The 25,657-nt window shown below is 39.3% G+C and carries 25 protein-coding genes and 2 riboswitches; of the genes, 9 read left to right on the plus strand and 16 right to left on the minus strand.

Features of this window, described 5'->3' with window-relative positions; translation table 11 throughout:
• Positions 1-11: 11 nt before the first annotated feature.
• Genes CRO56_RS11425 through CRO56_RS11440 form a run of 4 tightly spaced genes read right to left on the minus strand, consistent with a single transcriptional unit; the run spans position 12 to position 2,773 of the window.
• Positions 12-506, minus strand: a complete 495-nt coding sequence (locus CRO56_RS11425; RefSeq protein WP_097158755.1) for a methylated-DNA--[protein]-cysteine S-methyltransferase — start codon at positions 504-506, stop codon at positions 12-14.
• Positions 499-1,407 carry a DNA-3-methyladenine glycosylase family protein gene (locus CRO56_RS11430; RefSeq protein ID WP_097158756.1) on the minus strand — a complete coding sequence of 303 codons (909 nt, stop codon included), beginning with the start codon at positions 1,405-1,407 and terminating at the stop codon, positions 499-501. Before CRO56_RS11430 ends, CRO56_RS11425 begins: the two co-directional genes overlap by 8 nt.
• On the minus strand, positions 1,404-1,979 hold the full coding sequence (locus CRO56_RS11435; RefSeq protein WP_097158757.1) for a bifunctional transcriptional activator/DNA repair enzyme AdaA: 576 nt from the start codon (positions 1,977-1,979) through the stop codon (positions 1,404-1,406). The genes CRO56_RS11430 and CRO56_RS11435 overlap by 4 nt, the downstream gene beginning before the upstream one ends.
• 23 nt (positions 1,980-2,002) lie before the next feature.
• Positions 2,003-2,773 carry an isocitrate lyase/PEP mutase family protein gene (locus tag CRO56_RS11440; protein ID WP_097158758.1) on the minus strand — a complete coding sequence of 257 codons (771 nt, stop codon included), beginning with the start codon at positions 2,771-2,773 and terminating at the stop codon, positions 2,003-2,005.
• 339 nt (positions 2,774-3,112) lie between these two features.
• Between CRO56_RS11440 and CRO56_RS11445 the strand changes: the two genes are divergently transcribed.
• Positions 3,113-4,018: an NAD-dependent epimerase/dehydratase family protein gene (locus CRO56_RS11445; protein WP_097158759.1), complete on the plus strand. Its 906-nt coding sequence runs from the start codon at positions 3,113-3,115 to the stop codon at positions 4,016-4,018.
• A 223-nt stretch (positions 4,019-4,241) separates the two neighbouring features.
• On the opposite strand, the gene CRO56_RS11450 is transcribed toward CRO56_RS11445, so the two are convergent.
• From CRO56_RS11450 to CRO56_RS11465, 4 genes are all read right to left on the minus strand, one after another.
• On the minus strand, positions 4,242-5,504 hold the full coding sequence (locus tag CRO56_RS11450; RefSeq protein ID WP_097158760.1) for a LamG-like jellyroll fold domain-containing protein: 1,263 nt from the start codon (positions 5,502-5,504) through the stop codon (positions 4,242-4,244).
• A gap of 204 nt (positions 5,505-5,708) precedes the next feature.
• Positions 5,709-6,620, minus strand: a complete 912-nt coding sequence (locus CRO56_RS11455) for an aminoglycoside phosphotransferase family protein (protein WP_097158761.1) — start codon at positions 6,618-6,620, stop codon at positions 5,709-5,711.
• Between the two features lie 71 nt (positions 6,621-6,691).
• Complete coding sequence (gene dapF / locus CRO56_RS11460; protein WP_245855798.1) at positions 6,692-7,528, minus strand: diaminopimelate epimerase; 837 nt, start codon at positions 7,526-7,528, stop codon at positions 6,692-6,694.
• A gap of 50 nt (positions 7,529-7,578) precedes the next feature.
• Positions 7,579-8,862 carry a dicarboxylate/amino acid:cation symporter gene (locus CRO56_RS11465; protein WP_097158762.1) on the minus strand — a complete coding sequence of 428 codons (1,284 nt, stop codon included), beginning with the start codon at positions 8,860-8,862 and terminating at the stop codon, positions 7,579-7,581.
• A 361-nt stretch (positions 8,863-9,223) separates the two neighbouring features.
• Between CRO56_RS11465 and CRO56_RS11470 the strand changes: the two genes are divergently transcribed.
• Positions 9,224-9,583, plus strand: a complete 360-nt coding sequence (locus CRO56_RS11470) for a hypothetical protein (RefSeq protein ID WP_097158763.1) — start codon at positions 9,224-9,226, stop codon at positions 9,581-9,583.
• A gap of 788 nt (positions 9,584-10,371) precedes the next feature.
• On the opposite strand, the gene CRO56_RS11480 is transcribed toward CRO56_RS11470, so the two are convergent.
• The gene (locus CRO56_RS11480) at positions 10,372-10,734 is read right to left on the minus strand and encodes a winged helix-turn-helix transcriptional regulator (RefSeq protein WP_097158765.1); all 363 of its coding nucleotides are present in this window, start codon (positions 10,732-10,734) and stop codon (positions 10,372-10,374) included.
• 198 nt (positions 10,735-10,932) lie between these two features.
• On the opposite strand from CRO56_RS11480, the gene CRO56_RS11485 reads away from it, so the two are divergent.
• Both CRO56_RS11485 and CRO56_RS11490 read left to right on the plus strand, forming a co-directional pair.
• A complete protein-coding gene (locus CRO56_RS11485) occupies positions 10,933-12,108 on the plus strand; it encodes an MFS transporter (protein WP_097158766.1) in 1,176 nt (391 codons plus the stop codon).
• Positions 12,109-12,193: 85 nt separating this feature from the next.
• A complete protein-coding gene (locus CRO56_RS11490; protein ID WP_097158767.1) occupies positions 12,194-13,036 on the plus strand; it encodes an aldo/keto reductase in 843 nt (280 codons plus the stop codon).
• A gap of 64 nt (positions 13,037-13,100) precedes the next feature.
• On the opposite strand, the gene CRO56_RS11495 is transcribed toward CRO56_RS11490, so the two are convergent.
• The 5 genes from CRO56_RS11495 to mtnK all read right to left on the minus strand — a co-directional run bounded on the left by CRO56_RS11495 (position 13,101) and on the right by mtnK (position 19,004).
• Complete coding sequence (locus CRO56_RS11495; RefSeq protein ID WP_179714259.1) at positions 13,101-14,090, minus strand: ABC transporter permease; 990 nt, start codon at positions 14,088-14,090, stop codon at positions 13,101-13,103.
• A complete protein-coding gene (locus CRO56_RS11500; protein WP_097158769.1) occupies positions 14,059-15,597 on the minus strand; it encodes a sugar ABC transporter ATP-binding protein in 1,539 nt (512 codons plus the stop codon). Before CRO56_RS11500 ends, CRO56_RS11495 begins: the two co-directional genes overlap by 32 nt.
• A gap of 73 nt (positions 15,598-15,670) precedes the next feature.
• Positions 15,671-16,759 (minus strand): sugar ABC transporter substrate-binding protein, encoded by a 1,089-nt coding sequence (locus CRO56_RS11505; protein WP_097158770.1) that lies wholly within the window; start codon positions 16,757-16,759, stop codon positions 15,671-15,673.
• On the minus strand, positions 16,756-17,817 hold the full coding sequence (gene mtnA, locus CRO56_RS11510) for an S-methyl-5-thioribose-1-phosphate isomerase (protein WP_097158771.1): 1,062 nt from the start codon (positions 17,815-17,817) through the stop codon (positions 16,756-16,758). The genes CRO56_RS11505 and mtnA overlap by 4 nt, the downstream gene beginning before the upstream one ends.
• On the minus strand, positions 17,814-19,004 hold the full coding sequence (gene mtnK, locus CRO56_RS11515; RefSeq protein ID WP_097158772.1) for an S-methyl-5-thioribose kinase: 1,191 nt from the start codon (positions 19,002-19,004) through the stop codon (positions 17,814-17,816). Before mtnK ends, mtnA begins: the two co-directional genes overlap by 4 nt.
• A gap of 159 nt (positions 19,005-19,163) precedes the next feature.
• Positions 19,164-19,323: riboswitch (SAM riboswitch) on the minus strand.
• Between the two features lie 165 nt (positions 19,324-19,488).
• Positions 19,489-19,595, plus strand: a riboswitch (SAM riboswitch).
• Between the two features lie 114 nt (positions 19,596-19,709).
• On the opposite strand from mtnK, the gene CRO56_RS11520 reads away from it, so the two are divergent.
• The 4 genes from CRO56_RS11520 to CRO56_RS11535 are packed head-to-tail and all read left to right on the plus strand — an operon-like array spanning position 19,710 to position 22,761.
• The gene (locus tag CRO56_RS11520) at positions 19,710-20,930 is read left to right on the plus strand and encodes a 2,3-diketo-5-methylthiopentyl-1-phosphate enolase (protein WP_097158773.1); all 1,221 of its coding nucleotides are present in this window, start codon (positions 19,710-19,712) and stop codon (positions 20,928-20,930) included.
• Positions 20,930-21,595 carry a 2-hydroxy-3-keto-5-methylthiopentenyl-1-phosphate phosphatase gene (locus CRO56_RS11525; RefSeq protein WP_097158774.1) on the plus strand — a complete coding sequence of 222 codons (666 nt, stop codon included), beginning with the start codon at positions 20,930-20,932 and terminating at the stop codon, positions 21,593-21,595. The genes CRO56_RS11520 and CRO56_RS11525 overlap by 1 nt, the downstream gene beginning before the upstream one ends.
• Positions 21,592-22,212, plus strand: coding sequence for a methylthioribulose 1-phosphate dehydratase (locus tag CRO56_RS11530; RefSeq protein ID WP_097158775.1), 621 nt, complete (start codon positions 21,592-21,594; stop codon positions 22,210-22,212). Before CRO56_RS11525 ends, CRO56_RS11530 begins: the two co-directional genes overlap by 4 nt.
• Positions 22,213-22,227: 15 nt before the next feature.
• On the plus strand, positions 22,228-22,761 hold the full coding sequence (locus tag CRO56_RS11535) for a 1,2-dihydroxy-3-keto-5-methylthiopentene dioxygenase (RefSeq protein WP_097158776.1): 534 nt from the start codon (positions 22,228-22,230) through the stop codon (positions 22,759-22,761).
• A gap of 102 nt (positions 22,762-22,863) precedes the next feature.
• Here CRO56_RS11535 and CRO56_RS11540 read toward each other — a convergent pair whose 3' ends face one another.
• Positions 22,864-24,165 carry an MFS transporter gene (locus CRO56_RS11540; protein ID WP_245855801.1) on the minus strand — a complete coding sequence of 434 codons (1,302 nt, stop codon included), beginning with the start codon at positions 24,163-24,165 and terminating at the stop codon, positions 22,864-22,866.
• Positions 24,166-24,388: 223 nt separating this feature from the next.
• Positions 24,389-24,634, minus strand: a complete 246-nt coding sequence (locus CRO56_RS11545) for a hypothetical protein (RefSeq protein ID WP_097158778.1) — start codon at positions 24,632-24,634, stop codon at positions 24,389-24,391.
• Positions 24,635-25,143: 509 nt separating this feature from the next.
• On the opposite strand from CRO56_RS11545, the gene mscL reads away from it, so the two are divergent.
• On the plus strand, positions 25,144-25,500 hold the full coding sequence (mscL, locus tag CRO56_RS11550) for a large conductance mechanosensitive channel protein MscL (RefSeq protein ID WP_097158779.1): 357 nt from the start codon (positions 25,144-25,146) through the stop codon (positions 25,498-25,500).
• Positions 25,501-25,657: the final 157 nt, after the last annotated feature.

Here is a 25,657-nt window from a genome sequence, read left to right on the forward strand (position 1 = left end):
AGTCAAAATGATTAAAAGTCAATAGTCTTTTTAGTGGGAAAATTTTCATGGCGGAGAAGCCATTCTTTTCTCCATAACCCGCCTGCATAGCCTGTTAGTGTCCCATTTGAACCTATAATACGGTGACAAGGAATCACAATGCTCAGCTTATTTTTTCCGTTTGCACTTCCAACTGCCCTAATGGCTTTTTCATTCCCTATTGAGACGGCAATATCCTTATAAGACCCTGTCTGACCATAATGGATCCCTGTTAAAGCCTTCCACACTGTTTTTTGAAAATGAGTCCCTTCCATCTGATAAGGGAATGAAAATTCTCGGCGGGTTCCTTTAAAATATTCATCCAATTGATGATAACAATCTGCTAATACTTTAGGCGTGTCTTCCTTCATTTTATTTTCTCCTTTTTCTTGTTCAGAAAATAGGATTGAATAAACGACGTCATCTGTTCCGGCTATTTCTATTACTCCAATTGGAGACTCGTAGTCTACTTTATATACATCACTCATATAAGGACCTCCATAAATAAAAAGTAGCATAAGCACGCCAACCTTTCCAATTGGCTGCCATATCATTCAGTTCTTCTAATGTTGGTTTAGATTCAAGTCCTAGCTGAAGCTTTATTGCCTGATGGAGACCGGCATCGGCTATTGGAAAAGCATCAGGAAAATGTAAACACTTCATCATGACATAATCTGCTGTCCAGGCTCCCACTCCCCGAATCGCCATTAAAGATTTTTTTACTTGCTGATACTCCTGCTCTTGCAGCAGACCTGCTTTTGTTAACTCTCCATTCGCCATGGCCTTTGCAACTCCGATTATATATTCAGCTTTTCTGCCGGTGAACTGAAGCTTTCTTAAATCCTCCTCTTCCATTGACGCGATTTTTTTATAGCTAGGGTAAAGCCAATAGGTTTCATTTTCAAAAATAATACTTTCTCCGAAATGTTCAACAAACCGTTTCTTTAAGGTGTAGGCAAATGCTAAATTGATTTGCTGACCCATAATCGCCCACGTTAACGCTTCAAATAAATCAGGGATACAGATGACCCTTAGGCCGTGATACTTTTTGAATAACCGCTGCAGCACTCGATCTTCGCTCGCTGCTTCATAAAAACGACTCAGTTCTTGGTCCAAATCAAACCATTCCCAAATATACTCTGCTATTTCCTGTTGGAGGTTTGAAGATAGTGTCTTTACGGGAAACTCTACTAGAATGCAATCTGAAGAACCCGAGATTTTTACTACTATTTTTTCTCCTTTGATTTTTAAAAGTTTATATAAATAACCATCTTTTATTTGATGGAGGACTTCTTGGCTGGATCTCCCCAAGAACACAAGACACTCTTCAAAATTGAAATCCTTTGGCGGAAAAATCTCAAGATATGATTCGTGACTCCTCCATTTCATGACCGCAGTTCCTTTTCTTTAAGGGCACGATATTCATTTGGTGAACAATTTTTTAAGCGACGAAATACCCTATAAAAATTAGAAGGGCTTTGGAATCCGACATCATAGCAAATCTCAAGATTTGTCAGCATGGTTTTATCAAGAAGATATGCTGCTTTATCCACTCTTATTTTTTCCAAATAAGTACGGGGAGTTTCCGCCGTTTCTTGTTTAAACACCCGCTCCAAATAAAAAGAACTAACACCGACATGATTCGCTATATCTTGTAAAACCAGCTTTTGTTTATAATGATTAAGTAAAAAGGCTATTACATTTTTCACAAGTCCTATATGCGGGGAGTGTTCGACTTCAGGCTGACATCTCTTGCATGGGCGATACCCTGCTTTTTCAACTTCATGGAAATCAAAGAAGAATTCAACATTTATTTTTTTCGGTTTTCTGGACCGGCATGACGGCCGGCAATAAATTTTCGTGGTTTTCACAGCCGTAAAAAAAAGCCCATCATACTTTCGATCACAGACAATAATTTTTTCCCACATTTCATCAAAAGAAAGATTGATCTGATTAGCCATTTACATAATCTGCCCTTTCTGTCTTAATTCTCAAATAAAAAAGAAGTATCCTGTAACTCTATTAATTGAGATGCACTCTTTTCTAATAACGTAATCACCTGATCTGACAATGCATTTCCAAAGCTTAATCGTATTACTCCTAATTCTTTTAGCTTATTACAATTGGTTACTCCCGGTAAAGACAATACATTCAGTGGCGCCTCAACACTCGAAGTAAATTCCTTTATTTCAGCATGGTTTGTCAATCCAGGGACAAACACACCACTTGCACCGCTTTCCATATAAGCCTTTGCTCGCTGAACGGTTTCAGGGAACGGATTATCGATTTGCAAATAGGTATCGGTTCTGGCATTGATATAAAAATCCTGAAATCCCCTTTGGTCTAATGCCTTTCTTATTTCTGTTAAAAGCTTACAATGCTCCGTCATTTCTCTTAGTCCAGATTCTTTTTTGAGTGAATCCTCAATATTGATTCCAGCAACCCCAACATCTGCCGTCCGTAAAACATTCCCAACAATCGCCTCGGTGTCTTCGCCATATCCTGCTTCAATATCTGCAGATACCGGTATTTTCACATTTTCTGTAATGGTTTTAATGATGCCTAAATGTCTTTCAAAGTCTATTAATTGTCCGTCCTTATATCCTAGGGAATTAGCAATCCCCCAGCTTGTTGTTCCAATTGCTTTAAATCCTGCCTTCTCAAGAATAAGGGCTGATAGCAGATCCCATGCATTCCCTAAAAATAAGATTTCCTGTGATGAATGCAGCTCATTGAATTCCTTAATTTTTGTCATTCTAAAATCCTCCAAATGTTTTTGGTATATCGATTTTAGCAATTTAGCTACATCCATTTCGTCCTTATTCTTGCTCTTATGGTCTATTTAAATTTACAAATTTTTGCTTAGATACTCTCTCTGTATAATCTTTACATTTTGTCGATTTCTGCTGGATTGATTCTTTTTTTATTAAAACATGGCCATTCACCACTATTTGCCATTTTGGTTCCCTTTTAAAAACAGTAACAAAGGGGAAATCTAAAATGAATTAGAACTTGCAGAGGAGACATTAACGTGTTCAGTATTTATCTTTAAAGGACTCATATACGAAAAATTTGAACAAAGGAGCGGCAAATAGTGAAAATAGTGGTAACAGGAGCAGCAGGAAAAATTGGTCGCTGGACCGTAAGAACTCTCTTAGAGGCTGGTCATGATGTGACAGCTACTGATAAAAAATTAAGGGAAGAATCAGCGTCCCAAAACTTTATCCAAGCTGAATTGCGTGATTATGGTCAGGTTTGTCAGCTTTTGAAAGGATCTGACGCGGTGGTCCATCTCGGAAATATTCCCACTGATGTCAGGAACACACCCCAGGCCATTTTTGAAAATAATATGATGGTTAATTTTAATATCCTGGAAGCATGTAAGGATTTTAAAATTCCTAAAATTGTGTGGGCATCCAGTGAAACCGTTTTGGGGTATCCTTTTGTAGAGGATCAGCTTAGTTACTTTCCTCTCGATGAGGAACATCCAACAACAATAAAGTCCTCCTATGCAATGGCAAAGATCCTGACTGAACATCTCTCGGAATTGTACCACAACCTTACAGATGGACAGATAGTGGCCCTTCGCTTCGCCAATATTTATGAGCCTGATGAATATGAAAAAATTCCAACCATGCATTGGAATGATCAGCAAAAGGATATACAAAGGAAAAATGCTTGGGCTTATTGTGATGTAAGAGATGCAGCACAGGCCTGCCGTCTTGCCATAGAAGCAGAAAACTTAGGCTATCAAATATTCCATATAACAGCTCCAGACACCATTATGCCAGATCTCAGTCAAGATTTAGTCAATAAATATTTCCCTAAAGTAGCTTTAAAAAGACCAATAAACGGACACGAGACTTTAATGGCAATAGATAAAGCCCGACAGGTTCTAGGCTACGAACCTCGCTATACATGGCGGGATGTCCTAAACAACGACGGCAAACTCAAAGCATTGCCCCAGGATCAACTCGCCTTAACAAACAAAGAAATATGAAACAGGGGGACGGTTCTTTTGTTTCATTTTTAAGAACCTGACCCCCTATTACAGCGGGGTCAGACCCTTAAGGCATAATCCGCAATCCAGTAAAAGTACCGCTAAGAAAATGGTAGAAGCCATGGAGGGATAAAACAACTGTTAAAAAAGTCTTTAGAGCGGATTCCAAAGGCTTTTTAGTTTCTCATTGTCAACTCCTAAAATAGTTCAAAAAACAACCCTGTTATTTTTCGCGCATAACAGCCCAATTACGGGCGAATGGATCTTGGAAATCAATAAAATGAGCAAATCCTTCATCCCGAATTTCTTTTACTTTAGCACCAGCGGCAGTCAATTTTTCTACTAATTTTTCAATATCCCATTTTGTTTTAAAAATAACAGGGGACAATTCCTCATTTATAGCTGCAACTGACAAACTGCTGTGAAGCAACAAGTTTGGCCCTTTATATAAAGATAACATGTAAAACTCTTCATCTTGTTCTATTAGGAGTTTAAAGTCTAAATGCTTTACATACCAATCTGCTGCCGCTTTAATTTTATCTTTTGGAATTGTTACTTGGATATCATCCACACATTCAAGTATAGGCGTTTTGACATTTTCCGCTTTTGGAATGAAAGGTTCTGCTCTCGGCTTCCAATTGTCTTCCAAAAACAATTCATGAACCTCTTCCTCTGACAGAGCTCTATTGTATAATCTCACATCATCTATCATTCCCTGAAAAAAGAAGTACGGTTCGTCAGTTGATTTTCTTCCAATATAAAGGGGCTCTTTTGTATCAGGTACTATACTTCCATGTTGTTTGCATATTAGAACACCATTTTTATATAACTGGAACATTTGATTTTCGTAAGTGATTACAATGTGATACCAAAACCCCTTATGAACTGGAGCCTCCACATAAAGGTCAGGCTCCAGCAGAAATCTATGGAACGTTATGTTGGAGTTTCGAGTACTTAGTTGAAACACCCTCCTATTATGATGCCCGTCTTGAGAAACGATTGCGTTGTGCCAGCCAGATTTCCCCGAGATATCATCGTAGCAGCACCAAACAGAAAGTGAAAATGCCTCATGGTTAATAATCGGAGCCGGTTCTACAACAATAAAATCGTCAACTCCATCAAAATAATAAGCACTCTGAAAATTGCCAAACCGATCCTTACATAATGTTGCACCGACTACTTTTCCATGAAATCCATTCCCGCTTGTATCCTGGGCATCGCCATTAAATAAATACTCTGTGATTAGCCCCTTTCGTAAATCGATAGTTTTTGAACTTCTGCCAAACAATTCATCAAGTGAGATTCGAAACAGATCCGAGAGTGCTGGCAACAGTGATATATCTGGACATGATTGTTCATTTTCCCACTTACTCACAGCCTGACTTGTAACACCTAAGCGGTTGGCAAGCTGCTCCTGTGTTAAACCGTTTTGTTTCCTAAACTTACTGATTCTCTCAGACAAACCCTTAGCATAATTAGTGGTCATTACTTTACCGCCCTTCGTATTTATTAATTTAATTCTACGAAACACTATGTAAAATAGGTATCACTTGTTGGTAGGAAATAGATTTCCTTAATTCAACTTATAGTTGAATTTATGTCTGCAACAGGGTGCAACAGGGGGACGGTTCTTTTGTTTCATTTTTAAGAACCTGACCCCCAAATACAGCTGAAGGATTAGACCTTTCGTTTATGAATTCTCTTTCAAAAATTCATGGAACCACTTTACACATTGATACGTTTTATTCCAGTCCGGGTCTTGATCTTCAATGCTCCAGCAAGCCGATAGGGTAGCCATCGCAATGGCTGCCTTCAATAAGCGTTTACGGTCGAGTCCTAACTGCCCACTAATTGTATCTACTCGAAATCTCAACAACTCCTTTGGACTTTCCTTGGTATGCAAATGATTCAATAAAAACGAAATTAAATCAAAATAACGATCTCCTAAAACCCCTTTCGGATCAATCGCTACCCATCCGTGTTCTTGGGAAAATAAAATGTTTTCATGATGCAAATCTCCATGCAACAGTTCAGCTCCAGAAGAAGACGATACCACGTCTAGAAAGCAATGCTCAGCTAAATCAATATCAGAATTTATAATAGGACCATCTCCATTTGGATAAGTTGTCCGATAACGATTAAGCCCATGAAACCAGTTTAAAATAGATGGAGTTTCTTTATTAGCAGATTTAGATCTGCGAATTGCCTGCCAAACCTCCAAATAATGCTGAAGAACGAGTCCTTCATCTTTTATCTCAGAGAGCATGGTACCCGGAATCAATTGTTCAAGCAGCATGGCCCCATTTTCTCCATCTGAATTCAACAGTTTTGCACACCCATTTCCCCCATAGCTCAGGATCGTATGTATCTCATTCTGAAAGTCAAAATTAGGAACACCCATTTTTAATATGCATGGCGCACCTTTTGAATCTATTACTCTTAAAACATAGTTATACGAAAGATTCTCCACAGGACCAATTGCTGTCAGCTGCCATTTAGTTAAATATGTCTGTACACGTGCTTCTAGCGATTCCAGCCAAATCTTGCCGTCTTCTCTAAAGGCATTTCTTATTTTTTCTTGAAATGCTCCTGATATTTGCATATTTGTTCTCCCTTAATAAATATAACTTTTTCCATCCTTGGTATAGATTGTGCTGGATTGTTCTTGTACAATTAAAACCGCCATGCTTCCGATTCAATATACCCGTCTGCAATCCATGATGTAGGTCCTTCCAAGAAAATATCCTGAATCAAATTTTCTGCTAGTCGGTACTCGATTTTAAGGGTGCCTCCATTGGTCTGCACCCGGACGGGAGACGTAACCTTTTGCAGTAGACCACAGATAATGGCTGAAGTAACAGCGCCTGTTCCACAAGCCATTGTTTCCTCTTCCACCCCACGTTCGTAGGTTCTGAGGATAAGAGAATCTGAGGCCAATACTTGTACAAAATTCACATTTGTGCCTTGCGGAAAAAGATTTAAATTCCAACGAATCGACTGACCCCAGCGATGGATCCTCGCGCTCTCAACCTCACGAACATGGTCCAATAGGATGACGGTATGCGGAACTCCCACCCAACCAAAATGATAAAAAACCTCTTGCTGATCTAATACCATCTGCTTATTAAGCTTGATCTTAGAGAGTCCAATATCAGGAAATTTCATTCTTACCTGCGACTCGGAAATCTCTGCTTCATACAGGCCATCAGCGGTTTCAAAGCTTTTATGAGTATGGCCGATTCCTAGTAAATGAGCAAACCTGACAGCACAGCGGGCTCCATTCCCGCACATCTCACCCTCGCTTCCATCCGCATTAAAATACCTCATCCGAAAATCTGCATATGCCGATGGCTCTAATAAAATAACACCATCAGCACCAAGGGAAAGCTTGCGGCGACATATGTTTTTAACGAAAACAGGAAGTTCAACAGCATCCATAATTCCTTCTCGGTTATCCACTAGTATAAAATCATTTCCGCATCCATTCATTTTCGTAAACGGAATTCTCATCTCATCCAGTCCCCCAAGTTGAAAGGCCCCCAATGGGAGCCTTTCGTATGTTATATACTTTCCGTAACTTCTTCTGATATGTTTTGATTAGGGCTGCCTAATTGCTTTTTAATCCAGTTCTTGCCTTCCATATACCTGGTAACAAGCATACTTGATACTGTATCACCTGTAGCATTTACCATAGTTGCAGGCGGGTCAACCAATGTCCCCAGCATAGCGATAATAGGCAGTGCCTCTGGCGGAAAACCATACATCGTGACGATAAGCATTTCCCCGATAAAACCTCCCCCAGGAACGCCAGACATCACCATACCGCTTAGAATGGCAATCAAAATCGCTGTTGTGTACGTATCAAGTCCTGTAAAAGGCATATTAAACAAACCAAAGATAAAAGATATTTTCAAAATAGCACTGAGACATGAACCATCCATATGTATGGTTGCACCAATAGGAATCACTATTTCCCTGATATCCTTCGGAACTCCAATTCTCGCTGTTGCTTCTAAATTAACAGGAATTGTCGCTACACTGCTTTGTGTAGAGACCGATGTTACAGCAGGAGTAATAGCAGCCTTCCAAAAAACAGGTATTCCTCTTCGCCCAGCTGCGACAAAAGCATAAAGCGTAAAGGCGATAAAGAAATAGAGGATCGAAATAGGGTAATATACTACCATTGCTCGTGCATAAGAGCCTAATAGCTCAGGGCCAAATACTCCTATAAGAGCAGCAAAGTAGGCACCTAGTCCAATAGGAGCGTACCACATGATGATTTTAATCAGTTTTTGCATGACATGAGAGAGTGCTTCAAGTCCTTCTGCTACTTTTCTTCCCTTATCTCCCGCCATATTAACTGCCAGACCAAACAGAATGGAAAAAATAATTAGAGCAAGCATATTTTTGCGGGATAACAGGTCCATGAAATCCGGAACTGTAAAAGCCTTAACAAACTGGTCTGCTGTGTCTAATGTTTGTATTTCTTCTGGTTGCTCTAGTGTTAGCTCTACCCCTTCAGCCGGAGGGATAAGCTGAACACTAAATAACATAATAACAGAAGAGATAACTCCTGTTACAAAGAACACGGCGAGCATTAGACCAAGGATACGTCCAAGCCGTTTTAGACTCGCAATATTTGCCACTGCACTGCTAATCGTTATAAAAACTAGCGGCACGACAATCGTAAACATAGCATTGATAAAGATATCTCCCAGCGGTTTTAAAACTTCAGCTTTAGCACCTGCAAAGATTCCAATCAATGCGCCAAGAGTAATGGAGATCAGTAAAATGATAGGAAACTTGTAAGAAGCCCAGACTCCCCGCTTTTTTCTCTTTTCCAAAAATACTCCTCCTTTATATGGTAATAGACTAAGTAAATCTAGTTGGTTCGTGCCGTGTAATAGCTTTCAATAACTCCCAATATGTGATTAATATCTAAAGATAATCTCTTTGTACAAAAGCAACTTTTAAAAGACTGAAAATACAGAAAACTCTGTGGTGGTATTTCTATATTAGAAAACGGAACCTTTTATGTCAATAAACGAGATTGCTAGATTTTTTGATAGTAAAATGCTATCCGTACAATTTTTACTTCTATTAGTACGAATTAACAATAGTTGGTTAAGGAATATTAGGTAATAACATGCCTAATCGTTATAAAGAAGAAATCAGGCAAAATTAAAATGAAAGGAACTTTGAGTAATGCTTTTCATTGGGGTTATTGCCTTCACAGTTCTATCATTAACTGCCTTTTCGATAAAGGATAAACATCTTCATTTATTTGAATTGTTAGCTATTTGGTTTAGTGCAACAGCTGTAAATGCACCAATCTACTCTTTTTTTCTTGAAAATAAACATTGGATAACAGTACCGGATAACAAAGAACTAGCCATAATTCGTATCATTTATACTGTATTGTTATTTCCTCTTATTATCACATGGATTCTCGATAAGACACTCTTAGTGAAACATATGACTGTAAGATACTTGTGTTATCTTGGAACTCTTGGATTTCTTTTTAATAGGCTATACACTCCATTTACTGGGTATTGTACATTTTAATACTGCCGGAATGTTATGGTATACACCTTTCAAATCGATCCCATTATTAATAGCCCTATTATCAGTTAGAATAATTCGATATCTTATGAGAAAAGATGGGATGTATAATGGCTCAACATACAAGTATTAACCTGTGGTTTAACATCTTCGTATTTCTTCTGGGATGTTATTTCGCTTATCGACTTCCGCAACGATTACCTAGAAGCGTGGCAGCTCTCATCATGACATTCAGTTTAGCAATAGCTTTAGGTTTAGACCATACAATTGGGGTTCCTCCCATAGATTTATATGACACCAACATCGTTCCATGGCTAACCCTCTCGGAAATTCCAACCTGGGGCATGTATCCAATTGCAGCATATTTGTATATTTATCTGTTCGACAAGCTTAATGTTAAGGGCTTTTTTATTCCCTTTTATATTTTGTGCTGGTCCTTATTGGGAACTATATTTGAAGGACTAGCGAAAAACTTTAATGTTTTTATACACAAAGACTGGGAGCTCCGATATTCATTCCTTGTCTATTTATTTACTCAATTATTAACATTCATTTTATTTAGGATTTTAATGAACACATACCGAAAAAGGGAAGCCTCTTGATTTGACATTGCTAAAAAAAAAAAACAAAAGTGTAACCTTTGTTTTGGTTTTTATGTTCTGATACGCGTTACCCGATTATTACCCATTTGATTGATGAGCGACGATTTATTTTTACATTTTAAGTTAAAAGAGTGACTGACGCGAATCAGTCACTTAGATTTTATTCAAAGCTTCCGCTAACTCATTTTATTATTTTGTTAAAACGTTCTCTTCCAATACAGCAAATTTGTCTCCGTATATTTTAATAATATGGTTTTCTCCCCATGCACAAAGAGCATCTAAAATGCTTTGCAAGCTCCATCCATACTCACTTAACTCATACTCCACTTTCGGAGGAACCTGATTGTAAACAATTCTGTTAATAATACCGTCTTCCTCTAGTTCTCGTAATTGTTGGGTTAACATTTTTTGCGTAATATCTGGCATAAGCCGTTTTAATTCACTAGTTCGTTTTTTTCCATGTGTCAGGTGGCATAGAATTACCCCTTTCCACTTTCCTCCAATGACTTCCAGAGTTGCTTCTACAGCTATATTGTATTTCTTTTTCTTCATATTTATCTCCTCCAAATATATAGGCACTAAAAAGTACCTATGGTACCTTGAAGTATCTATATTACTTTAAAGTGCGTACTTCTCATAATTCTTCATATATCCCATAATAGCATTTGCCGATTAAAATTTATAGGATTGATTGATTGCTAGATCAAGTTCATTTATACAATTACACCATTTTTTAGGAGGAAAAAATACATGTCTTTAGAAAAAAAACGAAGTACGTTAGCACTGCTTGCTTTGGCAGTCAGTGCATTCGCAATCGGTACTACAGAATTTATTAGTGTTGGGCTATTGCCTCTCATAGCAGAGGATTTACAAATATCTGTTACAACAGCAGGTTTAACCGTTTCATTATACGCCTTAGGAGTTACATTTGGTGCACCGATTCTTACATCTCTTACTTCGGGCATATCACGTAAAGCTTTATTGCTTTGGATAATGATTGTTTTTATTATAGGAAACAGTATCGCAGCTGGAGCTAACAGTATTGAGGTTTTACTTGCAGCGCGTGTAATTTCGGCATTTTCACACGGTGTTTTCATGTCAATCGGCTCTACCATTGCGGCAGATTTAGTACCAGAAAATCGACGGGCAAGTGCCATTTCGATTATGTTTACTGGACTAACAGTCGCCACTGTTACTGGTGTTCCATTTGGAACATTTATTGGTCAGCAATTTGGCTGGAGAATAGCCTTTCTTGTCATTGTAGCTGTCGGTTTAATTGCATTAATCGCCAATAGTGTCCTTGTTCCATCTGATCTCCGCAAAGGAAATCGAACAACATTTCGCGATCAATTTAAATTGGTTACAAACAAACGCCTACTCTTAATTTTTATCATTACGGCTTTAGGCTATGGCGGAACATTTGTCGTCTTTACCTATTTATCACCATTACTGCAAAATATTACAGGATTTAAACCAGGAACAGTTGCAGTGATTCTTTTGATATACGGGATTGCCATTGCAATTGGCAACATGATAGGCGGAAAGCTATCCAACCAAAATCCAATAAAGGCATTATTTTATATGTTTATCGTACAAGCCATAGTCCTATTTATCTTGTTCTTTACGGTACCATTTAAACTTGCCGGATTGATTACGATCTTCCTCATGGGGCTTATGGCCTTTATGAATGTGCCAGGATTACAGGTTTACGTGGTCATGTTAGCAGAACGCTTCGTACCTGCGGCGGTAGATGTTGCATCAGCTATTAATATTGCTGCATTCAACGCGGGGATTGCAATCGGGTCCTATTTGGGCGGAGTCATTACAGACTCTATTGGACTCATTCACACTACCTGGGCAGGAGGGCTAATGGTGCTTATAGCCGTGATATTAACAGGCTGGAGCAGAAAACTTGAAAAACGATAAATAAAGGAGGTGATTAACTAAATAATAATAAACAAATGGAGCTCACCATAATTTCCTTAAAACAATAATTGGAGGTTTATTGATAATGATTAAAGGCTTACAAGATACAACTACTTTGCATAATGGAGTTAAAATGCCGCGGCTTGGTATTGGCGTATTTAAAGTTGAACAAGGTCCTGAATTAGTTCATGCTGTTAAATTTGCCATTAAACATGGGTATCGCAGCATTGATACAGCCGCCATTTATGAAAATGAGGAAAGCGTTGGTCAAGCGATCCGTGAAGGGCTGGATGAAGCAGGCATATCTAGAGAAGAACTATTTGTTACATCCAAAGTATGGAACTCCGATTTAGGGTACGAATCGACCATTAATGCTTATGAAACAAGCTTAAAGAAACTAGGTCTTGATTATTTAGATTTATACCTTATCCACTGGCCAGTTCAAGGTAAATACAAAGAAGCGTGGCGGGCATTAGAGACTCTTTATAAACAAGGCAAAGTAAAGGCTATTGGAGTTAGTAATTTTCAGGTCCATCATCTTGAAGACTTAATGAAGGATGCAGAAATAAAACCAATGGTCAATCAAGTTGAATACCATCCACGATTAACCCAGAAAGAAGTTCATGCCTTTTGCCAGGAGCATGGCATTCAGTTAGAAGCTTGGTCACCTTTAATGCAAGGTCAATTATTGGATAATCCAGTTTTGCAAGAAATCGCTAATACCTATAACAAAACCATTGCACAAATTATTATAAGATGGGATTTGCAAAACGGAGTTGTAACCATTCCAAAATCTACGAAAGAACATCGCATTGTCGAGAACGCTTCAGTCTTTGATTTTGAGCTGACGAAAGAAGACATGTGGCGAATTGGTCAGCTAAATCAAAATTATCGCGTAGGACCCGATCCTGACAACTTTGACTTCTAGTTTATTAAAAATCAAAATAGACGCTTCCCTTCATACGGCAGCGTCTATTTTTACTTTTCAATTATTATATTAAGCTTTTATTTTTCACATGGATATAGGTGACGGCTAATGCCAGTACCAGGACGGTTCCCTTCACAATGTCAAAGGCATAGTAAGGCAGATTCAAAATCGTTAATCCATTGAGTAAGATTCCGATGACAGCTGCACCAAAAAAAGTTCCAATCGCGTTGGGCTTCCCAGCACCTAGTACGGAGTACCCGACAAAAACTGCTGCAACCGCCTCCATCAGCAACGGTGCACCGGCATCAATCTGCCCAGAGCCTACCCGTGCTGCAAATAAAATACCGGCTAAGGAGGCAAAAATGCCTGAAACGACATAAGAGATACACTTAACTTTACGGACGCTGATTCCTGATAATGTTGCTGCCTCAGCATTTCCGCCTGTCATATAAAGAATACGTCCCCATCTGGTAAAATTCAAAACTACATAAGCTATAATTACTAATAAAATCATAATCCAAACAGGGACAGGAATCCGAAGCAGCTGTCCTTGTCCAATCCATAAAAAGGCTTGTGAGAACTCACCAATTGCCGTTCCCCCAGACGTTAGCGGCATATGATTGTAAATCGAATAGCCCTCTGTATAGGTACGATGAAGTCCTGCTACGATATACATCGAACTTAGAGTAGCCAATAAATCCGGGATACCAACGACCACAATTAAAAAACTATTAAATAAGCCAACCGCTGCCCCCACCAGAATAGGTAAAATAAGGACAAGCCAAAGCGGGAGATCATACCAAACCATTAGTGAGGCAGTAATGACAGTAGATAATGACATGGTCGAACCTACTGATAAATCAAAACCGCCTACAACTAATGTAAACGTAATTCCTAGTGCAAGTACGGTCACAATAGAAATCGATCTCAGAATATCCGTTAAGTTTCCGTACGTAAAGAAGGCTTCACTAATCATGCTAAAATAAAGGACGATTATTAATAAAAGGGCAATTGCACCGTATTTAAATAGAAATTGGATGCTTTTCTCTTTCATGCTGGTCTTCCTTTCCCCCGCTTGCATATAACAAGATCCGTTCTTGGGTTGCTTCTCCTTGAGCAAATTCTTTTACAACTCGGCCATCATACATAACCAAAATCCGATCTGAAATCGTTAATATTTCGTGAATTTCACTAGACAGATAGAGAATACCCTTCCCCTCTTCGGAAAGGTCGCGGATGAGATTATAAATATCATTTTTAGCTCCTATATCCACACCCTTTGTCGGTTCATCAAACAAGTAAACACTGGATTCCTGTGACATCCATTTGCCAATAGCGACTTTTTGCTGATTTCCGCCACTCAAATGATGTATGGGTGTCTCAGTACTTCCTGCTTTAATTTGCAAGAAAGAAATAATATGTTCTGTAAAGGTTCTTTCAGATTTATGATTGATGAACAAGCCTTTTGTGAATTTTTTTAAGTTTGGAAAAGTCGCGTTTTTTCTAACGGATTCGTGGATAAATAAACCTTCTTTCCGGCGTTCTTCAGGTATAAGCACCATTCCTGCTTCGATCGCGTCGCTTGGATGCTTAACTTTTACTGCTTGATCAGTAACGTTAATCGTCCCTTTTAATACAGGAGTAACTCCCATTAGGCTTTTGGCAAGCTCTGTCTTTCCTGCCCCAACTAGGCCAACAACTCCAACAATCTCACCAGCACATACAGAGAATGAAATATCATGCAGTTTTCTTTCGGCAGATAATTCCTTTATTTCGAGTACTGACCTTCCAATTCGTTTCTCCCTTTCGCCATGGTTTGTGGAAAGAGATCTACCAAGCATTAATTCTACAACTTGCTCCGGTGTAGTAATTGTTGTATCCAAAGTCCGAACTACAGTCCCTTCCCGCATAATTGTAATTTGATCACAAATTTCAAATACTTCAGGAAGGCGATGCGTAATGAAAATGATCCCTACTCCTTTATTTTTTAAGCTTTTTATCACTTTAAATAATTGCTCTGCTTCATGTATAGATAACGGTGCTGTCGGTTCATCAAATATGATTACTTTTGCTGAGTGGACAAGGGCACGGGCAATTAACACAATCTGCTTCTCTGCTAAAGAAAGCTCAGATGCTGGCCAATGTAATTCAATATGATCGGCATGAACTTGTTTTAATATTTGACGGGCTTTTTCATACAGCTTTCTTTTCGAAATAAAAACATCCTTGCTTGATGCAAACGTATCTAGCAAAATATTTTCTGCTGCAGACATTTGAGGAACGATTGCCGTATCGACTTCCTGATAGACGCAATAGATACCTTGAATTTTTGCCGCTTTTGGCGATTTGAATCTCATACTTTCTCCGTTTAACAAAATCTCTCCTCGATCCTGTTCATAAACACCCGAAAGTATATTCATCAGTGTACTTTTTCCTGCACCATTTGCTCCGAGAAGAGCATGAACTTCACCACTTTTCAGTTGGAAGCTCGCGTTTTTCAATGCTGTTGCTGATCCGAACTTCTTTTCAATATTTCTCATTACAAGTGAAGTTTCTCGCATAGACAATCACCCCCGAAATATTCATAGGTGAACTTTTGTTAAAGCTTTTAAGACGATCCGGATTCCCCTTGCCTTACTGGCCTTCCAATTCCTTTAATACCTCTGTATATCCTTGTTCACTTGCTCCCCAGCCTTTAATATACTCATGAAGTTCATTAGTTGTAATCTGCTCTTGCGGAAGACTTGCCTGATCAACAAACACAGGATCAAGCACTATTTTTTCAGGAGGATTGTCTCCATTTAATTTTTGATAGAGATACCTTACCTGGATTCGGCCAATATCTGTTGGATCTACAGCCGCAGAAGCAACCCATGGACTGTTTTCTTGCTGCATCAATTGTAAATCCTCGTCACTCATATCGATCCCGTATACTTTAATATCTGTTCTCCCTGCTTGCTCTAAAGCACGTACAGCTCCTTTGGCAAACTCATCCCAAGCTGCCCAAACCGCAGTAATTTCACCTTCATTTGGGTATTGTTTTAGAATAGCTTCCATTTGTGCTTGTGTATCTAGAGCTGTATTGGCTGTCGCGGCTCCAAATGCAGCTACTTCTTTAATGCCTGGGTTATTATTCAAAAACTCAGCATAAGCCACTTGCCGTCTTTCCATTGGAGCAAAGCCGGCTACCCAAATTTTTACTATATTGGCGCTGCCGCTTGCATCTTCTGCCAGTTTATTCAAAGTTAACTCTGCCATTTTCTCATCGCCTTGCTGTAAAACAGGTACGCCTTCCACGCTCACGTCAGCATCAAAGGCAACTACAGGTATACCTGCAGCTATTGCTTTTTCTACACCTGGTGTCAGTGCTTCTTTTGTGCCATGATCAATTAAGATTCCATCAAACCCTTGGTTAATCGCTGCATCCAAATGAGATGCCATTTTCGCAAGGTCCCCATCAGAAGTAAAGACCGTAACAGAACCGCCGAACTTTTCTGCCTGCTCCTCGACTCCAGCAATATATTGTGCAGAGAAGGTTCCAAGGTTAATTTGCATAATAAGAGCGATTTTTTTATTTGCGAGCGGATGGTCTGTATTCGTTTTGGTTTCAGAAGGATGACTAGCTTCCTGTGCGCCCGCTCCCGTACCTTGTGGCTGACACCCGACCAGTAAAGTTCCAGCTAGTAAAATGACAAACATAAAAACATGTAATCTTTTTTTCATAATCCAATTTTCACCCCTATTTGACTGCCAATCAGGCTTTTAATATTTTCTTGATAGTTCGGATACAGGATCCCTTTTTCCGTAATAATGGCGGTTATATATTTTGCTGGTGTGACATCGAATGCAGGATTAAAAACTTTTGTATTTTCTGGGGCAATCCGGATGTCACCTAAATGAGTGACCTCTTCAGCCTTTCGTTCTTCTATTGGAATCTCTGTTCCGCTTGCAATGGTTAAATCAAAAGTTGAGGATGGTGCGGCTACATAAAAAGGAATATCAAAAGCATTTGCTAATATGGCTAAACCTAAGGTTCCAATTTTATTGGCTGTGTCGCCATTAGCAGCAATCCGATCCGCTCCTACAATGATGGCTTCAATCTGTTTCGACTGAATCGTGTGTGCAGCCATGCTGTCGGTAATTAACGTGGCATCTACTCCTGATTGCTGCAGCTCCCACACAGTTAGTCTGGACCCTTGAAGGACTGGGCGAGTTTCGCAGGCAAAGACACAGAACTGTTTCCCTCTTTCAGCCCCAAGATGAAAAGGCGCAAGGGCGGTACCATATTTGGCAGTAGCAATCGATCCGGCATTACAAATCGTCATTACGTTTTGAGCAGTTTTGAGCAGCTCTAGCCCATACTCACCGATTAGCCTGCATGTTGCTTCATCTTCTTCATGAATCCTTTTGGCTTCTTCTATCAGGATTGTTTTTGCATGATTAACTGTGTTTGCATTTTTCACAGCTTTCATTAGCCGTTCAAGTGCCCAGAATAGGTTCACTGCTGTGGGACGGGTTCCCGCTAAATAACGAGAATCCTCCTGAAGCAGCTGATAAAATTCTTTCAGATTCGCGGTTTTGTGTCGGTTTGCTCCAAACGCGAGTCCATAAGCTGCAGTAATGCCAATCGCAGGGGCTCCGCGTACTTTCAAAGTCACAATGGCATCATATACGTCCTCAATGGTTTCGAGAGTTAGATAGTGTATTTCAGTTGGCAGCTTCTGCTGATTTAAAATGGCCAGTTTTTCTGCATGCCATTTTATAGATATTGGAACAGTCATCGTAACTTCTCCTCTAATAAAGTAATAGCTTCTTTGATCGACTTGAATTCTCTGCGCTGCAATATGAGAGCTGTACCGATTGCAAGTGCATGTCTTTTTGATGTAATTCTCTTCTCGTTGTCTTGAATTCCATCCAGATCTTTTACATGCGCCAGTCCGACTGTTCTTCTGATTAGTTCGCAGCCGGCAAAGCCTAAGGCATCTGAAAAAACCTTTTGTAAAAATTGCTTTTGGTAGCCCTCCACTTCTGCAAAAGGTTCCACATTGTTTTTATCCCATAATTCAGAAAATACAGAAGCGAAAACATTCCATGTATTTTCAATGTGTGTCTTGATCACTTCTCTTTTGTTTCCTTCCCTTACAATAACTTGAAAGATTAGATTCCCAATAAACAGACCGACATCAAAGCCAATTGGACCATAAAAGGCGAATTCCGGATCAATCACCTTTGTTTCTGTATCACTTGCAAAAATACTTCCCGTATGAAGATCTCCATGTAATAGTGCTTCCGCCTCTGTAAGAAAGCTTCTTTTTAACCTGGCTACTTCAAGTTTTAACGGTTTATTGTTCCAAATCCCTTCCAAATCAGTTCGCAGCTCTGGTTCATAATTATTTGTTTCATGATCGAAAAATGGGTCCGTAAAAATCAGATCTTCAGTAATTTTGCATAGCTCTGGATTTGAAAACTTAACAGCCAAACGTTTCTTTTCAAAAGGATGTAATGCAAAATCGGAAGTTGAAAACAGAGTACGAGCTAAATATTCACCAATATCACTAGACAGCTTAGGATAGTCTTCACCATTAATCAAACCGCTTCGGGCAATCGTTAAATGAGACAAATCCTCCATGATTGTAATCGCCAGATTTTCGTCTGTTGCAAATACCTTCGGAACAAGATGCGGCACATATTCCCCATGCTTTTTCAATGCATTGGCTTCGATAGTGGATCTTTTTAGTGTAAGTGGCCAGCTTTCTCCTACGACCTTTGCATAAGGCAACGCCTGTTTTATAATAACGCCTCTGCCTTTTTCAGCATCTGTAATCTTGAATACATAATTAAGATTGCCGTCTCCGATTTCCCGCACTTCTAAGCATGCTGTTTCTTTAAATAACTTCAATTCCTTTACGAGTTGAGCTGCTGATTCGACGGTCAAAGGCTCATATTTTTGTTTTTCTAAAATAGTCATTTCAAACAGTCCTTTCAGTAAAAAATTGTGTGATTAAACCATCCCTTTTCATTCCTTAAGAGATGGTTTCAATGAGAATCGGAATGATTTAGACATTCTCATGAATAAAATAAAAAGCCCCTTTCCAAATGAAAGAGGCTTAAGAAAAATCTTCTTCGCCTCTCATCTCTCAGAAATTCACTTTCTGAATGGAATTAGCACCGTGCCTTACAGGATTTCTCCTGGCGCAGTCAAAAAATGCGCCCCGTTTCACAACGGTATTACGGTCGGTTGCTGGGCTTCATCGGGCCAATTTCCCTCCGCCTGCTCTTGATAAGAGTACTTAAAAATATTTAATTATGATTACTTGGATTACATGAGCAAAATGTTAGCATCGTTCTGTAGTGAATGTCAATTATTTTTTCTAAATTAAAAATAATCTATATTGACATAATTTTCAATCGGTGTATAATACAAATTAAGATTTTTTTAAAACTAAATTTATTTCTTATCAAGAGTAGGTGGAGGGACCAAGCCCTATGAAACCCGGCAACCGATCCTTATTTTAGGACACGGTGCTAATTCTTGCAGCGCGAAGCTGAGAGATAAGAAGCTGGTAAACAATAAACCTCTTCTTATTTGAAGAGGTTTTTATTTTTTATTCGCTCAGTCTGCGCTCCCTCGCCTCAGGTAAATTTTGAGTAATGCAAAGAAAGGAGGCAAATGATGAGTGAAGTTATCGCTTCCTATCAAATTTATGGGAAGACAGGTTCTTTTGAGAAAAAAGCAGAAGGAATTGCACTAGGGTTAACCGTTGGTTCTTGGACTGATTTACCCCTTTTAGAACAAAATCAGTTAGCAAAACATAAGGGGCAAGTTATTTCTATTCAAGAATTTCCAGCAGATGTCCATCCAGATAAAAAGGACGAAATTAAAGCTGAAGTAAAGATTTCCTATCCAAGCTTAAATTTCTCTTCAGATTTTCCTGCTATTTTAACCACTGTTTTTGGAAAATTGTCATTAGACGGAGAAATCAAATTACAAGATTTAATTTTTGCTCCAAAGTTGCTTCAAAGTTTCCCTGGCCCCCAGTTTGGGATTGAAGGAATCAGGAGCATCCTAAACATCCAAGACCGCCCATTAGTTATGAGTATATTTAAGGGTGTGATCGGAAGGGATTTAGATTATTTAACATCTCAGCTTAGGGAGCAAGCTTTAGGTGGAGTAGACCTTGTTAAAGACGATGAAATTCTGTTTGAAAACCCTCTTACTCCATTTGAAAAACGAATTCTCGCGTCTAAAAAAGTATTACAGGAAGTTTTTGAAGAAACCGGACATCGTACCCTTTATGCTGTTAACTTGACTGGAAGAACATCCGAGTTAAGAGATAAGGCCAGAAAAGCAAAAGAACTTGGAGCAGATGCATTGCTCTTTAATGTTCATTCCTATGGTCTTGATGTACTGCAGGAATTAGCAGAAGATGAGGAAATCAGGCTTCCGCTTATGGCTCATCCGGCATTTAGCGGGGCTTTTACTTCTTCACCTTTTTATGGTGTTTCAGGATCGCTCGTCCTAGGGAAATTAGTTCGTTATGCCGGGGCAGACTTCTCGCTGTTCCCTTCTCCATACGGAAGCGTCGCCCTTGAAAAATCGATTGCCCTAGCAATCGGTGAAAAATTAACGGAAGAAACCAGCTTAAAGCAGGCTTTCCCTGTCCCTTCCGCAGGTATTCATCCTGGTCTAGTTCCGCTTTTGATTAAAGACTTTGGAAAGGATTGTATTATTAACGCAGGTGGCGGGGTTCATGGACATCCGCATGGTGCAGCCGGAGGCGGTAAGGCATTTCGTCAAGCAGTTGCTGCGGCGTTAGCTGGGGTTTCATTAAGTGATGCTGCAATAGAACAAATAGAGCTGAGAGAAGCCCTTGAATTATGGGGAGGAGCGTAATGAAACAACCAATCATCTTTTGTGATTTTGATGGAACCATCACGAACAAAGATAATATTGTCAATATCATGAATCAGTTTGGTCCGCCTGAAGCAGATGCCATTAAAGAAGATATTTTAAACCAGCGGATTTCTATTTTTGAAGGAGTTAGCAGGCTATTTTCTTTACTCCCATCTTCTAAAAGAGATGACATCATCTCCTTTGTCATCAGGGATGCACAAATTCGCGAGGGCTTTCGTGAATTTGTAGAGTTTACAAGAGCAAGAAGCTTACCGCTTTATATTGTAAGTGGCGGCATCGACTTTTTCGTTTATCCCTTACTGGAACCATTTGCACCTTTTGCAGGGATTTTCTGTAATGAAGCAGACTTTTCAGGAGATCACATTCATATAAACTTTCCGTATTCTTGTGATGAAAGCTGTTCAAGTAAAGGCTGCGGCTGCTGTAAGCCATCTATTATCAGGAAAATGTCTTCCGATAACCACTTGAACATTGTCATCGGGGACTCGATCACAGATCTTCAGGCAGCGAAGATGGCAGATGTCGTGATCGCAAGAGATTTCCTTATTAAAAAATGCGAAGAGTTAGGCATTCCTTATGAACCTTTCGAAACATTCAAGGACTGTATTGACATCATTCAAAACCGATTGGATGTGAGAGTGTGAGTATATTTACATCCAAGTGGAATGAATTGGCTGACATTAAAGATGAACTGGCTGTAAGAGATTGGTTTATGGGAACAAGCGGCAATTTAGCTATTAAAGTGAGTGATGAGCCGTTACAATTTCTAGTCACAGCTAGCGGCAAAGACAAAAGAAAGCGAACCGATGAGGACTTTCTTCTTGTTGATGCGAAAGGAAGAGCTATTAGTGCAACACATTTAAAGCCTTCCGCTGAAACGTTACTGCATTGTTCCATATATAGCAGGACTTCGGCTGGATGCAGTCTCCATATTCATACTGTTGCAAACAATGTTATCTCGGAAGTTTATGGGGATTCTGGCAAGGTTGATTTTCAAGGTCAGGAATTGATTAAGGCGTTGGATAGGTGGGAGGAGAATGCTCTTCTTTCTATTCCAATCATCCGAAATCATGCTCATATACCACATTTAGCCGAAGAATTTGAATCATACGTTACTGGCGAAAAAGGAGCGGTCCTGATTCGAAACCATGGCATTACGGTATGGGGCAAAAATGGGTTTGAAGCAAAAAAACTATTAGAAGCATGCGAATTTTTATTTCAATATCGCATTACCCTGTTACAAATTAAAAATTTTAAATAAGAGAGGAAGATTAAAATGGCAACTATTAAAATTCAAGGTACCGAACAAATCATTTCAGGACAAACTGAGGTAGCTGCATTTTTGGAGGATCAAGGAGTTATTTATGAATATTGGGACATTAATCAGCTTCCTGTAGAGCTTCGTGAAAAGTTTGATTTAAGTGACGAGGAAAAAGAAGAAATTTTAAAAGCCTTCAAAACTGAAATTGACTCCATTTCCGAACGTCGCGGCTACAAGTCGGCTGATGTTATTTCATTATCCGATTCTAATCCAAATTTAGATGCGCTTTTGAAAAACTTTGAAAGAAAGCATCATCATACGGACGATGAAGTCCGCTTTATTGTAAGCGGTCATGGTGTTTTCATTATCAAAGGAGCAGACGAGGGCTTTTTCGAAGTTCATTTAAGCCCTGGTGACTTAATATCAGTCCCTGAGAATACACTTCATTATTTTACCCTATCTGACGATCGAAAGGTTGTAGCCATCCGCCTGTTCATTACTGCGGCAGGCTGGGAACCCGTGTATGCAGATGAAAATGTAAATGCATAATCTCATTTAAAGGATATAGTCCCAAGACATATGATTTTTGTCTTGGGACTTCTCTCTTTAAATACTACTCTATGATTTTTTAGGCGATTTTATTTGGAATGTTTATTTGTCAGTTCTGTTAAACCACATCACACTCGGGATCAGAAGCAATGCAAAGATGCCCCCTGCCAGTGAAAGAGTTGTAAAACTCGAATGAGCTACCACAATACCAGATAGGACACCTCCTGTTGCTCCTGACAAAGCAACTAGGACATCTACGGAGCCTTGAGTTTTAGCGCGAGTGGAAGCAGTCGTTGCATCCACAAGCATCGCTGTGCCGCTAATCAAGCCAATATTCCAGCCTAGCCCCAATAAGGCTAGTGCAATGGTTAAATAGAAAATCGATTCAGCCGGTGCAAAAGCTGCCAGGCCGCCAGCAGCTAGTAAAGTGACACCAGACGCAATCGCCATTATATTTCTTCCCAATTTGTCGACTAGGATTCCTGTTACGAGGGACGGAAGATACATTGCTGCCACATGTATTCCTATGATGATTCCAACCTCACGTAAACCATGTCCATAGTGCCCTATATGAACGGGAGTCATTGTCATGATTGCCACCATCACCATTTGAGTTGTAACCATCAATGTAGCTGCAACCGCAATTCCCCGTTTATTGTCAGCAAATAGATCGGACCCTGCTCCAGAAACGTTACTTTTATCGGTTCTCTGTCTAGCAGCGATAGCATCCGCTACAACAAGCGGGTCTGGGCAAAGAAATACTAATAAGACCAAGCCGGCAAGGACAAAGGCTGTCGCAGCAAGTATAAAGGGACCAGCCAGAGCAGGAACTCCAATAAATAAAGCAAATTCACCCATTGGCTCAACCAAGTTAGGACCAGCAACAGCTCCAAATGTGGTAGATACCATCGCGATACTAATGGCCTTTGCGCGCTGAGTCGGATTTGCCAAGTCAGTCCCGGCATAGCGTGCTTGCAGGTTTGTAGCTGAGCCAGCCCCATAGATTAATAGAGAAGCAAATAGCAGAATGATATTACTAGTTACGGCGGAAAGAATGACTCCGATCGCACCTATTCCTCCCGTTAAGAAGCCCGCAGCTAACCCCGCCCTGCGCCCAAAATGCTGAGAAAGTCGTCCTACAGCTAGAGCAGCTCCAGCCGAACCAAGCGTAAACAATGCCGTCGGTACCCCTGCATAACTATTTGAACCTAACATATCCTGAGCCAAAAGGGCTCCCACTGTTATCCCCGCAGCAAGACCCGCTCCACCAAAAATTTGTGAAAGGACCACAATTATCAAGGTACGTTTATACAGTTTCTTCTGCTTCTCTTTATCATCTATGTAACTTTGAATCCAATCTGGATTACCCCCTAATATCGCTGCCTGATCCATTTTATAAGACATCCTGTAACACCCGCCTATTCCAATTAAACTCACAAGTCTTCAACTGTAACCAGTATAATCTAATAATGGTTTGAATAGTGAAAAATATTTGTCAGATTGCCCGATTTTTAGTGCTTTAATGCCTTGTACACTATAGGGCACATCCCAATAAAAGACCATCTGGGCCTTCAGTCACCGCTATTCTTACGAATTCAAAATAAAGACCATCATAGATTTATCTTCTTTAAAGTTCCAGGCAATAATAAATATCTCTAACAGTTTGATTAAAAATACCCTCAAATCTTCCATCGCTGTGAAAATAGATTTTTTCCAGCTCATCCTTTGTGAATAGCAATTCTTTTTGAAAACCGTGTGCGATTAACGCCTTTTCAATTTGAATAAGGATCCCGATTCTTTCAATTAAATAAATCGATGAGGAAATTGGGTGAGGTGCGCTCAGACCAGCTTCTTCCTCTAAAACAAAAACCAAAATCCCTGAGTCATTAGAAAAGTTTACAGATAAAGAATGGGTCTGCTGTTTTTGATAAAACAGAGAAATCTTTATCTAGATGTGCCTCAATATATCTTTCAAGAAGACTGTTTAAACGTCTTATTTCGTCTGTTTTCATCTAACCATCCATCCCTCCTCTAAATCTGTTTATATAAATAGAAAAGCCAAAATAAGCGCAGGTTTTCCTGCTTCTTATTTTGGCCTAAATTCTAGCTTTCATCTATTCTAGAAACTCGTTGCCTTTATACATTTAATAGCGATTTTAATTAGTAAACGATTTATAAACAGATTAGAGCTCTATCAATTAACCCTATATCCACTATTAATAGTATACTGTATTTCCTTAATTTTCAATGTCTTTCTCTTGATTAATGGAAATATTTTTACAAGTTAAATGAGGTTTACAGTATAAAATATCTATTGAAATTATTTTTAGGCAACTCTATAATTACAAGAATTTATTTCACAAGATTGCGGAGGAACTTACAATGTGGCAAGAATTTAAAAAGTTTGCATTAAAAGGAAATGTATTGGACCTAGCTATTGCGGTTGTAATTGGGACTGCATTTGGCAAAATCGTTACTTCCCTCGTTGAAGACATCATTATGCCAATGGTAGGGTTATTGTTAGGAGGAATAGATTTTAGCCACCTTGCTTACGATGCGGTGAAATACGGAGTTTTTATTGAAACTATCATTGATTTTCTCATTATTGCATTTTCAATTTTTTTGGTCGTTCGCTTCTTTAACCGGTTTAAGAAAAAGGAAGAAGCTGCAGCACCCGTTATCGATCAAAAAGAAGAGTTATTGCGGGAAATTAGGGATTTGCTGAAAGATGGAAAATAAATAATTGCAGTAAATCATATCTTATACCAATGTTTTGCCAATAAAAAGCCTGTAATCACAAGATAACCCTATGATCTCAGGCTTCTTTAATTCGTTTTAACAAATAAAAGTTACCCATTTCTATTCTTTGACTGGCTTCTTGACAGCTTTCACCTCA

The organism is Bacillus oleivorans (assembly GCF_900207585.1).
GTDB classification, from domain to species: domain Bacteria; phylum Bacillota; class Bacilli; order Bacillales; family JC228; genus Bacillus_BF; species Bacillus_BF oleivorans.

Excerpts from the sequence above, each read along its gene's own strand:
- mtnA (WP_097158771.1), bottom strand. The coding sequence starts at position 17,817 with ATGACTGTTCCAATATCTATAAAATGGCATGCAGAAAAACTGGCCATT.
- mtnK (WP_097158772.1), bottom strand. The coding sequence starts at position 19,004 with ATGACTATTTTAGAAAAACAAAAATATGAGCCTTTGACCGTCGAATCA.
- CRO56_RS11495 (WP_179714259.1), bottom strand. The coding sequence starts at position 14,090 with ATGAAAGAGAAAAGCATCCAATTTCTATTTAAATACGGTGCAATTGCC.
- dapF (WP_245855798.1), bottom strand. The coding sequence starts at position 7,528 with ATGAGAATTCCGTTTACGAAAATGAATGGATGCGGAAATGATTTTATA.
- CRO56_RS11520 (WP_097158773.1), top strand. The coding sequence starts at position 19,710 with ATGAGTGAAGTTATCGCTTCCTATCAAATTTATGGGAAGACAGGTTCT.
- CRO56_RS11430 (WP_097158756.1), bottom strand. The coding sequence starts at position 1,407 with ATGAAATGGAGGAGTCACGAATCATATCTTGAGATTTTTCCGCCAAAG.
- CRO56_RS11485 (WP_097158766.1), top strand. The coding sequence starts at position 10,933 with ATGTCTTTAGAAAAAAAACGAAGTACGTTAGCACTGCTTGCTTTGGCA.
- CRO56_RS11490 (WP_097158767.1), top strand. The coding sequence starts at position 12,194 with ATGATTAAAGGCTTACAAGATACAACTACTTTGCATAATGGAGTTAAA.
- CRO56_RS11535 (WP_097158776.1), top strand. The coding sequence starts at position 22,228 with ATGGCAACTATTAAAATTCAAGGTACCGAACAAATCATTTCAGGACAA.
- CRO56_RS11455 (WP_097158761.1), bottom strand. The coding sequence starts at position 6,620 with ATGCAAATATCAGGAGCATTTCAAGAAAAAATAAGAAATGCCTTTAGA.
- CRO56_RS11540 (WP_245855801.1), bottom strand. The coding sequence starts at position 24,165 with ATGTCTTATAAAATGGATCAGGCAGCGATATTAGGGGGTAATCCAGAT.
- CRO56_RS11505 (WP_097158770.1), bottom strand. The coding sequence starts at position 16,759 with ATGAAAAAAAGATTACATGTTTTTATGTTTGTCATTTTACTAGCTGGA.
- CRO56_RS11435 (WP_097158757.1), bottom strand. The coding sequence starts at position 1,979 with ATGGCTAATCAGATCAATCTTTCTTTTGATGAAATGTGGGAAAAAATT.
- CRO56_RS11480 (WP_097158765.1), bottom strand. The coding sequence starts at position 10,734 with ATGAAGAAAAAGAAATACAATATAGCTGTAGAAGCAACTCTGGAAGTC.
- CRO56_RS11470 (WP_097158763.1), top strand. The coding sequence starts at position 9,224 with ATGCTTTTCATTGGGGTTATTGCCTTCACAGTTCTATCATTAACTGCC.
- CRO56_RS11425 (WP_097158755.1), bottom strand. The coding sequence starts at position 506 with ATGAGTGATGTATATAAAGTAGACTACGAGTCTCCAATTGGAGTAATA.
- CRO56_RS11500 (WP_097158769.1), bottom strand. The coding sequence starts at position 15,597 with ATGCGAGAAACTTCACTTGTAATGAGAAATATTGAAAAGAAGTTCGGA.
- CRO56_RS11525 (WP_097158774.1), top strand. The coding sequence starts at position 20,930 with ATGAAACAACCAATCATCTTTTGTGATTTTGATGGAACCATCACGAAC.
- CRO56_RS11440 (WP_097158758.1), bottom strand. The coding sequence starts at position 2,773 with ATGACAAAAATTAAGGAATTCAATGAGCTGCATTCATCACAGGAAATC.
- mscL (WP_097158779.1), top strand. The coding sequence starts at position 25,144 with ATGTGGCAAGAATTTAAAAAGTTTGCATTAAAAGGAAATGTATTGGAC.
- CRO56_RS11450 (WP_097158760.1), bottom strand. The coding sequence starts at position 5,504 with ATGACCACTAATTATGCTAAGGGTTTGTCTGAGAGAATCAGTAAGTTT.